15 protein-coding genes are annotated in these 13,732 nt (G+C 39.7%); 11 read left to right on the forward strand and 4 right to left on the reverse strand.

What is annotated here, in order from left to right:
- The first annotated feature begins 212 nt into the window (after positions 1-212).
- The 4 genes from MSWHS_RS08830 (at position 213) to MSWHS_RS08845 (ending at position 3,575) form a co-directional block, all read left to right on the forward strand.
- On the forward strand, positions 213-1,016 hold the full coding sequence (locus tag MSWHS_RS08830) for an ABC transporter ATP-binding protein (protein ID WP_048127862.1): 804 nt from the start codon (positions 213-215) through the stop codon (positions 1,014-1,016).
- Positions 1,013-1,765: an ABC transporter permease gene (locus tag MSWHS_RS08835; RefSeq protein WP_048127860.1), complete on the forward strand. Its 753-nt coding sequence runs from the start codon at positions 1,013-1,015 to the stop codon at positions 1,763-1,765. The genes MSWHS_RS08830 and MSWHS_RS08835 overlap by 4 nt, the downstream gene beginning before the upstream one ends.
- A 235-nt stretch (positions 1,766-2,000) precedes the next feature.
- Entirely contained in the window at positions 2,001-2,627 is a 627-nt protein-coding gene (locus tag MSWHS_RS08840; RefSeq protein WP_048158938.1) for a LysE family transporter, read from the forward strand.
- 765 nt (positions 2,628-3,392) lie between these two features.
- Positions 3,393-3,575 (forward strand): winged helix-turn-helix domain-containing protein, encoded by a 183-nt coding sequence (locus MSWHS_RS08845; protein ID WP_231585725.1) that lies wholly within the window; start codon positions 3,393-3,395, stop codon positions 3,573-3,575.
- 285 nt (positions 3,576-3,860) lie between these two features.
- On the opposite strand, the gene MSWHS_RS08850 is transcribed toward MSWHS_RS08845, so the two are convergent.
- Both MSWHS_RS08850 and MSWHS_RS08855 read right to left on the reverse strand, forming a co-directional pair.
- Positions 3,861-5,255, reverse strand: coding sequence for a TRAFs-binding domain-containing protein (locus tag MSWHS_RS08850; RefSeq protein WP_048127854.1), 1,395 nt, complete (start codon positions 5,253-5,255; stop codon positions 3,861-3,863).
- 496 nt (positions 5,256-5,751) lie between these two features.
- Positions 5,752-6,570 (reverse strand): hypothetical protein, encoded by an 819-nt coding sequence (locus MSWHS_RS08855; protein WP_048127851.1) that lies wholly within the window; start codon positions 6,568-6,570, stop codon positions 5,752-5,754.
- A gap of 371 nt (positions 6,571-6,941) precedes the next feature.
- On the opposite strand from MSWHS_RS08855, the gene MSWHS_RS08860 reads away from it, so the two are divergent.
- On the forward strand, positions 6,942-7,247 hold the full coding sequence (locus MSWHS_RS08860) for an MscL family protein (protein ID WP_048127849.1): 306 nt from the start codon (positions 6,942-6,944) through the stop codon (positions 7,245-7,247).
- Between the two features lie 401 nt (positions 7,248-7,648).
- On the opposite strand, the gene MSWHS_RS08865 is transcribed toward MSWHS_RS08860, so the two are convergent.
- Complete coding sequence (locus MSWHS_RS08865) at positions 7,649-8,482, reverse strand: YihY/virulence factor BrkB family protein (RefSeq protein ID WP_048127847.1); 834 nt, start codon at positions 8,480-8,482, stop codon at positions 7,649-7,651.
- Positions 8,483-8,632: 150 nt separating this feature from the next.
- Here MSWHS_RS08865 and MSWHS_RS20250 point away from each other — a divergent pair, with 150 nt between their 5' ends.
- The gene (locus MSWHS_RS20250) at positions 8,633-8,788 is read left to right on the forward strand and encodes a hypothetical protein (RefSeq protein ID WP_156148122.1); all 156 of its coding nucleotides are present in this window, start codon (positions 8,633-8,635) and stop codon (positions 8,786-8,788) included.
- Here the strand turns inward: MSWHS_RS20250 and MSWHS_RS20255 are convergent.
- Complete coding sequence (locus MSWHS_RS20255; protein WP_156151207.1) at positions 8,779-9,051, reverse strand: hypothetical protein; 273 nt, start codon at positions 9,049-9,051, stop codon at positions 8,779-8,781. The two genes, MSWHS_RS20250 and MSWHS_RS20255, sit on opposite strands and share 10 nt — an antisense overlap.
- Positions 9,052-9,465: 414 nt before the next feature.
- Here MSWHS_RS20255 and MSWHS_RS08870 point away from each other — a divergent pair, with 414 nt between their 5' ends.
- From MSWHS_RS08870 to MSWHS_RS08890, 5 genes are all read left to right on the forward strand, one after another.
- Positions 9,466-9,852, forward strand: a complete 387-nt coding sequence (locus tag MSWHS_RS08870; protein WP_048127845.1) for a hypothetical protein — start codon at positions 9,466-9,468, stop codon at positions 9,850-9,852.
- 20 nt (positions 9,853-9,872) lie between these two features.
- Positions 9,873-10,079, forward strand: a complete 207-nt coding sequence (locus MSWHS_RS08875) for a helix-turn-helix transcriptional regulator (protein WP_048127843.1) — start codon at positions 9,873-9,875, stop codon at positions 10,077-10,079.
- An 87-nt stretch (positions 10,080-10,166) separates the two neighbouring features.
- Positions 10,167-10,886, forward strand: a complete 720-nt coding sequence (locus tag MSWHS_RS08880) for an ABC transporter ATP-binding protein (protein ID WP_048158939.1) — start codon at positions 10,167-10,169, stop codon at positions 10,884-10,886.
- A 53-nt stretch (positions 10,887-10,939) separates the two neighbouring features.
- Entirely contained in the window at positions 10,940-12,244 is a 1,305-nt protein-coding gene (locus tag MSWHS_RS08885) for a COG1361 S-layer family protein (protein WP_231585681.1), read from the forward strand.
- A complete protein-coding gene (locus MSWHS_RS08890; protein ID WP_231585682.1) occupies positions 12,222-13,625 on the forward strand; it encodes an ABC transporter permease in 1,404 nt (467 codons plus the stop codon). Before MSWHS_RS08885 ends, MSWHS_RS08890 begins: the two co-directional genes overlap by 23 nt.
- The last annotated feature ends 107 nt before the right edge of the window (positions 13,626-13,732 follow it).

The raw sequence follows: 13,732 nt of genomic DNA on the forward strand, positions 1-13,732 counted from the left end.
CAAAGACCCCCTGAAGACCAGATTGAAGACCAGATAAACTAGGACTTCACTGACTTTGAGGAGATCTACTTGCAGACTGTCGAGAAATCAAATCCCCAATTCAGTAAAAACACCGATATCTTTTTTATCAGGAAGGAATTCAACTGATTCAGGAAAAAAATTCAGGATACCTTTGTTTTTCTGATACTAAAAAATAATTTCAGGTCCAATCCATGCAAAACATACTCTCAGTCAAATCTCTTACAAAGAAATTCGATGATTTTACGGCTGTAAAAGACATCAGTTTTGATGTAGAAACAGGTTCGATCTTTGCTTTTCTTGGTCCAAACGGTGCAGGCAAGTCAACAACTATTAAAATGCTCACAACAGTCCTGAAGCCCACATCAGGGGAAATAAGCATCAATGGGTTCAATGTGCTGAAAGAACAGGATAAGGCTCGTGCATCTTTCGGGATAGTCTTTCAGGACCACAGCCTTGATGAAGAGCTTACAGCTTACGAAAACATGGTCTATCATGCAGTTGTCTACAAAGTGCCTAAAAAAGAAAGAGCAGAAAGAATCCAGAAAGCCCTGGATATTGTCGGGCTCTGGAACCGGCGGGAAGATTACGTTAAAAAGTATTCAGGTGGAATGAAGCGCAGGCTTGAGATTGCTCGAGCGCTTGTCCATTACCCGAAAATTCTTTTCCTCGATGAGCCCACTGTGGGGCTTGACCCCCAGACCCGAAACTCTATCTGGACCCATATCAAAAACCTGAACGAAGAAAGAAAAATGACAATTTTCCTGACCACACACTATATGGAAGAAGCCGAAGCGATTGCAGACCAGATCGCAATCATTGATCACGGGAATATAATAGAATCCGGCACAGTTGAAGAAATTCTAAGAAAGACAGAAACCGAATCCTTAGAAGAAGCTTTTCTGAAATTGACAGGCAGGGATATCCGGGATGAGAATAATGAAACTGCAAATAAAATGAGAACGATTCGAGGCATGGGAAGGAGGAACCGGCATTGATCGAGGTAATCTACATCCTCTGGCTCAGACAGCTCAAACATTACTGGCGCTCGAAATCCAGGCTGCTGGGTTCTCTCGGACAGCCCCTCCTCTTCATGATCACTTTCGGGTTCGGGTTCGGTCCCATGTATAGTAGAGCCAGCGGAGGGGCAAACTACATGGATTTCCTTGCCCCGGGAATAGTTTCTATGGCAATTCTCTTTACGGCTATCTTTTCAGGCTTGGAGGTCATCTGGGACCGGCAGTTCGGTTTTCTTAAAGAGACCCTTGTAGCGCCGATCTCAAGGACAGAAATAATGATAGGGAAAACCTTTGGGGGCGCAACCATAGCCATGATCCAGGGTCTGATCGTGCTGAGCCTGACCTATGTTCTGGGATTCAGGATTTCCAGCCTTTTTAACCTTGGGTTGGGGTTAATTTTCATGTTCCTGATAGCCATTTTCTTTACAGGTCTTGGCCTTGCCATAGCTTCAAAAATGAAAGATATGCATGGGTTCCAGTTGATCATGAACTTCCTGATCATGCCCATCTTCTTCCTGTCCGGAGCCCTCTTCCCCCTGGAAAACCTTCCTCCTGCAATCTACTTCATAAGCAGGATCGATCCCCTTACCTACGGTGTTGACGGCCTGAGAGGAGCCATTGCCGGGATGAGCACGTTTGGTATCTATAACGACCTGGCAGTAATAGGTATATTAGCAACCCTTGTCTGTGCGATCGGAGCAGTGCTGTTTTCGAAGCTTGAGGCATAAGCGCCTCCTTCCTTCCAGAAAATATGGGTTTAAAGACTCGAATTTCCTTTTAAAATAGTGTGTATTATATAGCATCATTCCTTTTAATATAGTGTGTATTATATAGCATCAAAGTATTATTTATAACATTGAGGTGTTATTTTGCATCGTTGTAGTATTATTAGCTACATTCACATCTCAGCAGATTTTACAGCAGATTCTTTGAATTGGCATATTAAAAAATGAGGCAGTAAAGATGCTGGATATTATTGAATTTTTAGCCCTGGGATCATTTCTTGGTCTCGCTGCGGGAATGTCTCCGGGCCCACTGCTGGCTGTCACTATTTCTGAAACTCTACAGCACGGCAAATGGGAAGGAATAAAGGTTGCAGTATCTCCTTTGATTACGGATCTGCCAATAATTTTAGCTGTACTGTTTGTTCTGTCACATTTGACAAATTCTACTTTTTTTATAGGGGTCATTGCGTTTTTTGGGGCATCATATCTGATATATTCAGGAATCGAATCGCTGAAAATCAAAAAGGACAACGTTGAATTAAATTTAGAAAAAAAAGACTCCCTTAAAAAAGGAGTTATCGTTAACTTCGGGAACCCGCACCCATATGTCTTCTGGCTTTCCATAGGTGGGCCAATAATTTATAAGAGCTTTAGCACTCATGTCTGGGCTACAATATTATTCATAACCGGTTTCTATATCTTTCTTGTAGGCTCAAAGGTAATTGTTGCGTTAATCGTAGATAAGTCAAAATATTTTATAAATAGCAAGTATTACTTTTCTATCATCCGTGTTCTGGGGATTGCACAGATTGTTTTTGGATTAACTTTTATTAAAGTGGGCCTAGATTCGTTGAATATAATTTGAGATTTGTCACGCTCGATGCAGAAGAGCGGCCTTTCCCCTGAAAAAAGACAGAAGAAGAGAGAAAGAGATAAAAGGAAAAAGCTGTGAAGCAGCCGTGGATCACAGGTTAAAAACAGGTAATCACATGAACTTACCTGCTTTCGGCACCTAAAGTTTCATTTTTTCATTTATATGCAAATTTGAAGGAATTAGAAATCCAATCCAAAATTTATCAAACTAAATTTTTGATGTTAAGTGTTTTCCTTCCAATTAATCCAACCCAATTTAATCCCCTAAAATATTCTTTACTTTTTTCCACGCCATTTTTACATACCCTAGAATTTGCAATGTTATTGCTCTATGCTTGTGATTTTTTGAATTTTTGGAGCCAATTTTCTTTTGGAGCTGATTTTCTTCAAGGTCGGAATGCTGTTATATGAAATAGTTTTTCCAGCATATCTGTTAGAAGCCCAATACAAGGCTTTCTTTAAGCTTGAAGTTTTTGTACATCAGATTCTTCAATTACCAACATGATTTTCAAATCCAATATACACCTAAGATAAATTATTACTTTTTTATTATAAATTTATTTACTATTAAAAACCGAGATCTTTATATAGAAAGTGAAGTATTTATTATTTATGATCTTTGTTGAATATAAATAAACGTCATTTAAGATGTTTTTTGAGTAGGAATTCTAGCAAAGATTGTTTTTGAATCTATTGTGGGGGAGGAGTCAATATTCAGAGAAGAAGCAGGACTGATATCGCAGTAGCTATTTTAAAAATAGCAAATAATGGGGCAAAGAAAACCCATATCGTTTATGAGGTAAATCTTAACTTCAACATTGCTCAGAAATACCTGGAAATGTTAAAAGAAAAAGAGCTTATCAGGAATGAAAACGGGCTTTTCATCACGACTGATAAAGGAAAGGTTTTTCAGGATATAGCTAAGGAAATCGAGCTTTAAACTGCTTTCCATTTGCTTTTTTTAATTTTTTTGTAACTATTCGACCACTGATAAAAAAGTATGTTTTCTCAGCAAAATGCTGCAATTCTCAGGATAATAGCGGCACTCCATTGAGTGCTGTTAGAATAGCGTCCATTACATTCATGCCATTCTTTTTAAAATACACAGAGCAAGAATCTTTTCACGTTTCATCAAGGAGAGAATTGATTCATTTTAGATCCAATTTTTTCTGGGAAAAAGGACAAATTGTGGAGCTCTAATAAGGCTATTTGAATAGTTACAAGATTATATACATTCCTCGAATTTTGTGATAATCTCTTGAAGCTTTTCCGTATCATGACCTTGGCTAACACGAGCCTGTTTTAACATTGTGAGATTTTTTAATGTAGACTTTAACATCCATGATTCTTTTGCTCTATATAGCACCTTTGGCAAAATGTTTACTGCTGAGATCCAATCACTACTTATGCAATTAAGCTCGAGCACTGTAGCAAGATCCCAGTATTTATTGGAACTGACGCCGCCACAGCGAGCCACTGCAAAACTTACCAGCGGAGCCAGCTCTTCCGCTTTTTTCAAAGATTCTTCATCGCCCTTCTTAATGAGTAGTGTTATAGCATTTATGCCTGGATAGTAATTACGAGGATCTGACTCGAAACCTTTAATGTAAGCAGAAATTGATTCGTCCAGAGCAGCTAAAGCCATGATACTTCTCTTCTCTTTTGCATCACAGTAGCAGTCCTTGTGTATGCGCCCTAATATACCAAGAGTCTCGGGATCGGGGCCGTATTCTTTCATAACCTCTGTGAGAAGAGAAATAGCCTTATTCCTATCTCCCGGTTTGTTCCGTCGATTTAGTGAAAAGACCCACTGTTGACGTACAAAAATATTATTTTTTAAATAATCTGGAAAAGCTTCACAAAGATCCGTCATTTCGTCCCAAGCTTCCACACTGCGAAAAGAAAGCATCAGATCTACGAGTACACTAGCTTGAATCTTTTTCAGATCGCCTAATTCTTGTTGGATTTCTATCAAGGCCATACATCGTTCTCGATTAGATGGCTTTAATTTGGCTTTCTCAAGACATTCTTGAAATTCTTTCTCGTGGCTAACTCGCTCTTTTATAGAATGAGTTACTTCATATGGTAGCTCGATAGCTGGAAACTTAGGGATCAATTCGAACAGTGGGCTATCATTTGTTTGAGGACCGTTGATTGCTTGTTGAATTCGTTTCATTATTTCAGATTTTAGAATTTCAGCTGCCTCTTTTGATAAAACTGCTTCTTTTGATAAGACACTTTTTTTCATGTTATAACCAATTGCTCTAATCATATCTACATCAAAAGGTAACGGATGTATTTTAGCATAAATGGGCACTGTAGTAAATGGTTTGACGGCGTGACGGATTCCCAGTTCATAAAATACATTCGGATTGGAAAGGGTCAAATCAGCTACCACATATTCTGAAAGTAACAGCCTGGCAAACATTGTAGTATGAATTATCCCCCCAGTTAGCTCTTCATCACCACGCAGTGGTTCCAATCCCGCTTCCTCAATCGCTGGTTTTATGGCCAATTCGTATATTTTGTCAAAATCGATTTCATTTCCAGTGGCCAAATCAGTTTTCTTGCCATAGGGCATAGCAACGAAACATATTGATTTGTAACTATTTCCGCTCATTAATTCACCCAGTCCAATAATTCCCTACGAAGACAACATTTTCAATTTATTAATAGCCTCAGAGTTCAGAAATCAGCATTCAAAAATTACATTGGAAGCAAATAAGTCTTTTTTTATAAGGATGTAATACTTACGTTTTTTATATATTGATAAACATTTTCATAAATAGTTATTTTTGCTTTTTTTAGTTGTAGTACACTTAAAAATAAACCAGGGTAATTCAGTCGAATAGCCTATTCGCTTGCTGTGGATGTGGGAAAGTTCTCTGTATCATTACTGATATTATGATTCATCAAATCAATTTTTATTGGCTATTAACTTCTGCTTAAATAAATCGTTTAAAATTATTGTCTACTTTAACGGAATTTTGAGAGGGCGTGAACGGGTGTGTCAGCATAACTTTGATTATTTCTATTTTTTGGTATGCCTGTACTATAATTTCACATAGGATTATAGTTTTACATCTGATGACTATAGAAGGAAAATCTGCTTCACATCACATGATTCTGGACACAAGAGTATAAACAAAAGCGCTTAAAACCAGCCTGATCGAAGAAAACACAACCGAAACCATTGAAAACGCCACCATGTAAACATTTAAAGTAAGAATTCCGGTAAAAAAGCTGGAAAAATCGACATTGAGAATAAGGGCAATCACATTTACCAGTAAAATGAAAGTGAATATTGCAATCAGGCCTTTTCCTGCTCCTTTAAGATCTTCTTTGCTCAGGGCTATGTGGGAAGAAATTCCTATTGCAAGGGCAAAATAGATCCAGAAACTGGGGGAAACCAGGTTTTCTACCGAAAAAATGCTTTTAAAAAGCTGGGCTGTCAGCACGAAAATACTCGATAACGTCCGGGAATCAAGCTGACCGGGATCAAGGGTCAGATAATTTGCAAAGGTGGCAAAGGAATCAGGCAGGAACAGGTACATCCCGAGGATCAGGGCGCAGGTACCGCTGAATATGGGACCCATGCCTATGAAAAAGTTCCCTATATTCTGGTAGAGACTTTTCTTGTTCCAGCTGTGGTTGACGTATCCAAGGACTCCGTCCCGGGGTCTCAGGCTAAAGAGCTTGAATTCATTTACCTTGTGTTTGAAAAGATAGCACATCAGCAGGTGGCCAAGTTCGTGGATTGGGGTGCCTATCCAGGCTGTAGCCATGATCCCTTTCATGCCAAAAATACTCTGGATATAAAAATTAGCCCGGTGCTCAAGCACCCCGAGGATCATGCCTATAAGGATCAGAGAGCCTGTGACGCAGAGGGTTTCGAACAGGCTCAATCTAAAAATCGTGAGAAGTGTATTTTCCATTTTTAACCCCTGAACACAAAATTTAGGCTTAAAGTCTTGTTAACCTTTTGTATTTTAACCTTAAGGCGGAAAGTCCCCTTCCTCGGAACGTAAGCGACAGGTGGGAGATGAAAGCCGTCAACTTCTACAAAACAACAGTAGCATAATTATTCACACTTATAGTTACATCAATATAGCTATAATTGTACAGAATAAACTAGATTAAGGGACCATTTTGTGTATTCACTCCATTACTCGCTTTCATCAGAAAGCAGGGCGGGGTAGTTCACCCATTATTCTTTGCCTCCTACCGTTGTTTCTGATCAATGTTTCTTGTCCTCTTAAAACTTACCCCGACAATTTATATTATTTCAATTATGCGGAGGATGAATATGGGACTTCTGAGTGAATTCAAGGAATTCCTTTACGAATACAAGGTAATTCCACTGGCAATTGCTTTGATCATGGGTATCGCGTCCACGGCTTTTATAAAATCTTTTGTAGATAACATTGTCATGCCGATCATCACACCTTTTATCCCTGGAGGGGCCTGGAAAACTGCAACCCTTGCAATTGGGCCAATAGTACTTAGCTGGGGAGCTTTTCTGGGAGAATTGATAAATTTCATAATAATTGCATTAGTGGTCTTTATCATTGCAAAAAAGATGCTAAAAGAAGAGAGGGTAGAAAAAAAATAACTTCCAAAAACAGAAGCGGCTTATAATGAGTCTTTGGGTAAATTATAAGCCTATGTAAATTATAAGCCTATATTTCCGGGTACATAAACTGCCATACCTTTTTTATGGTACATAAATCGCCATGCCTTTTTTTATATATCATTTTTTACCCCTTTATTCAAAAAGGAATTTTTTAAATATGTGTAATACTGGATTTTTAGACCCCCCGAATTGCGATTCAGGATTTTTGATTAAAAAAGGTCTCCTGAGTAAAGGGAAATATTATCTCAGTCTGGGGGATATTTTTTTGCAAATTTTTTATTGACATGAAAGTACTGTAATTTGAAAATTACTTTCATTTATTTGTGCCTGTAATCTGAAGAATTTCATGTTTGTTTTTATGGAAGTTTACACTTTACGATTCAGAATGATTCTGAATAAACCTTCGTGAACTCCGCACCAATTGTAATCATAATTGAGATGTAATAGATAAGGAGAAATAACCCAACAATCGACCCGATTGCTCCATAAACGCTTGTAAGGTTGATGTATGTAAAATAAATTCCAAGGGCATACTTGCCTATGGTTATGAGAATTGTTGTTACCAGCGACCCTACAAAAACAGGTTTTAGATCAAGCTTTGTATCGGGCAATACCCAGTAGACAAGCATGAAAAACAGGACAAGGATCAGGAAACTGGCTATGGAACCAGCATAATGGGCAAGAATCGGGGGGCAGGGGAAAATATCCTGAAACAGTTTTGAAGTTGCATAAAGAACTCCTTCGACAATTATGCTGAGCACAAAGAGCCCACCAAAAACTATCACTACAAAAAAGGAAACAATTGCATTCTTTATAAAATCTTTAACAGTATTGGACTTCTCGGGTTTAATATCCCAGGCTCTCTCAAGGAAATTTCTCAATTGCCGGAAAACATTGCTTGCACTCCATAGAAGAATCACAAAGCCGACAAATGCGCCTATTGAGAGGGAATTAATGTCCGGGATATACTCGAAGAGAGAACTAATCATATCAATCACCTCCTGATCAACGAGTCCCTGAAGGTTATTGATTATGCTGTCCTGAATCTGTTTTGACCTGAAAAAAATACTTCCTACAAATACCGAAAATAGCAGAAGGGCAGGAAGGCTTAACACAAAATAAAATGCCAGTGCGGCACTGTAAGTCCGTGCATTGTTTTCCATCCACTCTTTTATCGTCCCGGTGATCAGCTTTCCTATATACCCGAAATTCATATTTCCCCTTAATTCATAATGTATGGATCTTTTATTAAACATCTCTTATCAAAATTCTGCAAAATCTTATTTCTGCAAGTAAACAGAAATAGGGGTCAAATTCAGGATTTTAAAACCGGCGATTGGTTTTTTCACTCAAGGACGTAAAATATGGCAACTCTGGATTATTTAAAGGACAGAGCTTATAAAAAAAGATTAAATAAGATAGAGATTCCTCAAATTGAAGAAAACTTCAGGGGTTTTATACAAAATCCCTCATATTCGGGATATACACATAAAGTTGCATTGAAAGTCAACTACCCTTGAGCTAAAGACTCAGGGGTTTCCTGCTGAAGGTTTAAGGAGAGAATCTTCTTAATATCTTTTTTATTTAATTGCCTTAGTTTTGATTTTATTTCCATTAAGCCATCCAGATCCTCTGCCTCAAGAAAAGCTTTCAGATCCGAACTTATTCTCATAGAAAAAATACCCATATTAATGTATCCCCAAATATTATGCTCAAACTGTGAAGTGAAACTTGAATAAAAACCCCTTGCACAGTTAGTTTGCATAGCTACATATTTGGGCATATATTGCCTTAATGGTCCATGAACTGCATAACTTAAATCAAACTATGCTCAAGTTTATTCTTTATATCTTTTATTGAAGATTTGATCTTAAAACCGATTAGATAAAAACCTGTCCTGGAACAGGAATTCTAACTATTTTTGCTATCCTGGCGTTTTTGCTATCTGATGATTTTTGCTATCCTGGGGATATTAGTTATATTAAATACACATTTTGTTGCATTTATCTCTCATTATGTGGTTGATTTCTAACTTAAACCTCCATTTCAGGCCAAAAATAGAAATAACAGAAGATGTTAAAAATATCTAACTTAATGTTTGAAATACCGAATAATATGTTATAAATAAAAAACAGATTTTAGGCAATCTGTGAAAAAAGCATGGAACAAATATACAGAAAGAAGGAGGACAAAAAGTATGGAAAAAATATACAGGTTCAAACTGGTCCTGGGAATAATTATTATGCTTGCCGGGATGCTTTCGGCAGCTTTTCATATATTTGAGACAAACACCTCTATTATTCTGATCAACGTGGGTCTGATCCTCTTTGTTATAACAGCCTTCAGGCTTTTCAGACAGGGGGACCTTCCGGAAAGGGACGAGAGAACAAAAAAACTGGCAGCTTACGGAATAACTTATTCCTGGCTCCTGACACTGGTGCTCATTGCAGTGCTTTACTGGGTGGAATACTTCAAACTGGTTGAACTTACTGTTGGAGGTGTGCTTGGAATACTTCTTATTTTCATGAGCATTTCAGCAAATGTTTTCAGGTGGCATTTCATGCAAAAGGGGGATGTTGAGTAAGGACATCCGGAGGATTAAGAGTGAAAACAAGGATAAAGGAGTTTCGGGCGAGGCACGACCGGACCCAGGAAGCTCTTGCAAATCTGGTAGGGGTCCGGAGAGAAACCATTGTTTTCCTTGAAAAAGGAAAATATAACCCTTCTCTGAAGCTTGCCTATAAAATAGCTAGATCATTGGATACCACAATTGATGAATTATTTATTTTTGAGGATTCTGATCTTGAATGATGACGTAATTATTCAAAATTGAATCAAATTAAATAAACTTATTAAATGTTGCATTATATTTACCAGGCAAGTTCTTCAGGAGAAAATATGGAAAATACACTGATCGTCTTTAAGAATGTCTGGAAAACCTATCAGATGGGCGAAGTTCAGGTCAATGCTTTGAAAAATGTGAGTGTGAAACTGGGTAGAGGAGAATTTGCCGCTATAATCGGTCCCTCAGGAAGCGGGAAGTCTACAATGATGAACCTGGTGGGCTGTCTCGATATTCCTTCGCAGGGCAAAATTTTCCTGAAAGGCCGGGATATAGCCAGTCTTCAGGAATCAGACCTGGCAGCCCTTAGAGGCAAAACAATTGGGTTTGTTTTTCAGCAATACAACCTGATTCCCGGAATGACTGCTCTTGAAAATGTGCTCTTGCCCCTGGAAATCCAGGAGATTGACGATAATACTGCAGAAAAAAGGGCAAAAGAATTGCTTGACCTTGTAGGGCTTTCCGATAAGATGCAGAACAAACCCTCCCAGCTCTCCGGGGGCCAGCAGCAGAGAGTTTCGATTGCAAGAGCCCTTGCCTGTGACCCCGAAATTATCCTTGCTGACGAGCCGACAGGAGCTCTTGACAGCATCACCGGAGATGAAGTGATTTCAATTCTTTACAGGCTCTGGAAGGAAAAAGGTAAAACAGTAGTTATGGTCACCCATGACATGCACCTTGCAGGATATGCCAGCCGGCACATCCAGCTCAAGGATGGGGAGATGATAAGGGATGGACCAAATGAAGAACAGATCAGTCCTGAAATTCAGGAATAAGTAAATTGAGGTGTCCAAAAATGGGTTTTAAACAATATATCATTTTAATTTGCGTGATTCTGCTTAGTCTGTCTTTATGCAGCGAAACCGTCCTTGCTGCAAGCGGGAGTCTTGATAAGGGCTTAAGTATTAACCTTCTCAACCAGGACCCTGACCCTGTAAAGCCCGGGGATGTGCTTGAAGTAAGGATTTCGATCGAGAACACCGGTTATGATGACATCGAAAACTGTTTTCTGGAAATCAAGCCAGATTATCCTTTCAGGGCTCTTTCGGGAGAAACACTTGTAGAGAATATAGGTACACTGGGAAAACGCTCCGAAGATGACCGTAGAAAGGTCGTGAAGTTAAAACTCGGAGTTGAAAATGATGTCAACGAAGGTAAGTATCCCCTCAAAGTATACCTCTACTCAACAGGCAGCAAAAATAAAGTATCTCTTACCCGGGAACTCACGATAGATATTAACAGCGAATCAAATGCTGAAATTGAATACATCAATGTCGAAAAGCTGATACCCGGAGAGAAAACCAAACTTATTTTCGGCATAAAAAATGTGGGAAATTCTCCTCTCAAAAACTCAATGTTTTCCTGGGAATCCACAAATGATGTGATCTTGCCTGTAGGTTCCAGCAATGTCAAGCATATAAACCTTATTGATGTTGGAGAAACTGCCAATGTCAGCTTCGAGGTCCTGACCAACGTAAATACAAAGCCAGGTCTGTATAAGCTGGATATGGTGCTTACATATGACGATATTGAGGAGCTCCAGACAATTACGGAAGCAGGTACTGTAGAAAACCAAAAGCGAAAAACAATCGAAAGTAAAGCAGGAATCTACATAGGAGGTACCACGGACTTTGATATTGCTTTCATGGAAAGGAGCTCTACGGGAGCTTACACCTTTTCGGTTTCCAATATAGGAAACAACGGAGCAAACTCAGTCAAGATTTCTGTCCCCCTGCAGGAAAACTGGACTGTAACAGACGGTGGTAATTCGGTAATTCTCGGGAACCTGCAAAAAGGGGACTACACGATTGCGGATTTCAGCCTGGAACCCGAAACTGTTGGCCAGGATCTCCCACTAAAATTTGAAATCAGTTATACTTCCAGTGATGGAATGAGGCAGGTTGAGGAAAATGTACTCTCCCTTTATGCTTTCCCTTCTACCCTTCCGGTAGGCTCCAAAATGCCAGAAGAAAGTAGTGGGTCGAGTTTCTCATATAAACTTGTATTACTCATCCTTCTCGGTGCTGTAAGTTTTTTTGCTTATAAGAAGCATCAGAAAAATATGAAAGAAAAGAATGCTGAAGGAGAACGGATCGGCGAAAACCAGATGGATGAAAAAAATACGGACGAGTAAATTAAAAGCCCGGGTCTGTGTTTCTATGAAACTGGCAAAGATTTTAAAAATTGCCCTAAACATGGTCAAAGCCAATAAGTTGAGGAGCTGGCTGACCATTATAGGGGTTATTATAGGCATTGCCTCGGTAATGGCAATTGTTACAACCGGGGAGTATTTCCAGGAGCAAGTGACTGAAACACTGGAAGGGTTGGGAGGTGATACCATTACAATCGTGGCATCAACTCCTTTTCAAATATCATATGAAGATGATTCGGGGTATGGGGAAGATACGGGAGAAGCCTCAGGGAGTCCGGGGATAACTGCAGAAGCCAAAGAGGAGTCTGAAAATGGCATTTCCGGTCCTGTTGAATTTGAACCCGTAACAGAGGCAGAACTCACAAGGATGGATGTATTTGTTCTTAGGGGTATTCCGGACATAGAGTATGTAAACGTCAACGTTGAAGAAGGGGCTGAATTAAAATTAGGAAGCGAGACGACTTATGTCAGGGTTAAAGGTGTAGACCCGAATGTCTGGCCCAAGCTTACAAAAAAGAAGGTGGAAGAGGGCAGGATGCTGGCACCCGGAGACCGGGCGGTTGTGGTTATTTCAAACGAACTCGCAAAAGAGACCTTCGAGCGGGAGATCCGGCTCAACCAGATGGTCCTCCTCAATGGAAGGTCTTACCGGGTAATCGGAATCCTGGCAAAGGACGGAGGGCTTCTCGGAGGCCTGGGAGGGCTTTTTGGGAGCAGCGTTTATATGCCTTACCAGGAGGTATATTCCATTCCGTATAGTGCTGAGGATATACCTGAAAGGGGAAGAGACGTCTATAACAGCATAGAAATAAAACTCTATAAAGGGGCAAATTATGATTCAGCCCTTCAGGAGATTGAACGTAAATTGAGATTCTCGAGAAGAGTTACCGAAGATACGCAGGACTTTTATATTAACTCCCCAAAAGAAGCGATTGAAAGTACCCAAAAGCTGATTAACGGCCTCACAACCTTCTTGGCATTCATCGCAGGCATTTCTCTTCTTGTAGGCTCTACAGGAATCGCGAATACAATGTTTACCTCTGTACTTGAGAAGACAAAAGAAATAGGGATCATGAAAGCAATAGGAGCAAAGAATAGTGATATCATGCTGATTTTTCTTTGCAACGCCGCAATGATCAGCCTTGTAGGCGGGATAATAGGCATCCTTCTGGGCACGGCTGCAGTACAGGCAATCTTGCTCCTGATTTCAATTAAAATGAACGTTCCCTTCGAGTTTGCCCTCAGCCTGAAAGGAACCCTTGTTGCAACCCTGGTCTCCATAGTTGTGGGGCTTATTGCAGGCCTTGTGCCGGCAAAGAATGCGTCAGAACTGAAACCAGTGGATGCTCTGAGGTATGAGTGAAGAAAACGGGATTCTGAAAAGGCGCCTTTTACCCCTTAAAAGAAGAAGGGCAGCCTTCAAAAACAGGCTTGAGTACTCTGCTTGACCGGTGCAACCCCGAGCCTGAA

Origin of the sequence: Methanosarcina sp. WWM596 (assembly GCF_000969965.1) — an archaeon.
Taxonomy (GTDB): Archaea; Halobacteriota; Methanosarcinia; order Methanosarcinales; family Methanosarcinaceae; genus Methanosarcina.